Below are 1,278 nucleotides of genomic sequence, written 5' to 3'. Positions count from 1 at the left end.
CGCACGGTCTCGCTGAGGGCGAGCGCGGCGCGCATGGCCTCCCGCTCGCCTGCCGACGGACTCACCGCTGCCGGGCCGCCCTCGCCCGCTCGCGCAGCCGGGCCACGGCCCGGCCGGGATCATCGGTGCCGTACACGGCCGAGCCCGCCACGAAGCAGTCGACGCCGGCCTCGGCGGCCTGTTCGATCGTGTCCGCGTTGATCCCCCCGTCGATCTCCACCAGCACCCGCAGGTGCCCGGTGTCGACGAGCCGCCGCGCCGTCCGGACCTTGGACAGCACGTCCGGGATGAACGACTGCCCGCCGAAGCCCGGCTCCACGGACATGATCAGCAGGGTGTCGTAGTGCCGCAGGGTGTCGAGGTGGTCGTCCAGCGGGGTGCCCGGCTTCAGGGACAACCCGGCCCGCGCCCCGGCCGCACGGAGGTCCTTGGCCACCATCACCGGATCGTGGGCGGCCTCGACGTGCACCGTGACGTTGTGCGCCCCCGCCTCGGCGTAACCCGGAGCCCAGCGGTCCGGGTCGTCGATCATCAGGTGACAGTCGAGCGGGACGTCCGTGCTCTTGCGCAACGACTCCACCACCGGGAGCCCGATCGTGAGGTTCGGCACGAAGTGCGCGTCCATCACGTCGACGTGGATCCAGTCCGCCCGGTTCTCCCCGGACCCGGCGACGGCGTCGACCTCCGCCCCGAGCCGGGCGAAGTCCGCGGACAGGATGCTGGGCGCGATCAACGGCTGACAAACCACCCTCCCGAGTCTAGAACCCGCCTCCCGCCATCCGGCCCCGCGGTGGTGTGTCGTGAAGGACTCCTTCCCGGCGTGTGACGCGGCGAGGGACTCCTTCACGGCACCACACGCAGGTAAGGGGGCCTTCACGGCACAACCCGGGTGCGGGGCGGGGGTCAGGCGGGGGTGCGGAGTGTGGCGCAGAACATGGCGTCGGTGCCGTGGCGGTGCGGCCACAGCTGGACGTACGGGCCGTCGCCGAGGTCGGGCACGCCCGGGAAGAACTCCCGGGTGTCCAGGACCTCCGCGCCCACCCGGCGGGCGGTCTCGGTGACCACCCCGTCGGTCTCGGCCAGATGTGGCGAGCACACCACGTAGGTCACCACCCCGCCGGGACGCACCAGCCGCAACGCCGAGTCCAGCAGCTCGTTCTGCAGTCGGGTCAGGCCGGCGATGTCGGCGGGCTGCTTGCGCCAGCGGGCCTCCGGCCTGCGCCGCAGCGCGCCCAGGCCGCTGCACGGGGCGTCCAGCAGCACCCGGTCGTAGCCGCC

Annotated in this window: 1 protein-coding gene and 1 pseudogene; both read right to left on the bottom strand. The window is 73.1% G+C overall.

The annotated features are described in order from the left end of the window. Positions 1-61: 61 nt before the first annotated feature. Positions 62-733: a ribulose-phosphate 3-epimerase gene (rpe, locus tag SACPADRAFT_RS0200835; RefSeq protein ID WP_028662121.1), complete on the bottom strand. Its 672-nt coding sequence runs from the start codon at positions 731-733 to the stop codon at positions 62-64. Positions 734-903: 170 nt separating this feature from the next. Next, a pseudogene (locus SACPADRAFT_RS24590) lies at positions 904-1,278 on the bottom strand (rRNA small subunit methyltransferase B); the annotation flags it as partial.

The organism is Saccharomonospora iraqiensis subsp. paurometabolica YIM 90007, assembly GCF_000231035.2.
GTDB lineage: Bacteria > Actinomycetota > Actinomycetes > Mycobacteriales > Pseudonocardiaceae > Saccharomonospora > Saccharomonospora paurometabolica.
This window is presented reverse-complemented; position numbering and strand designations above follow the sequence as displayed.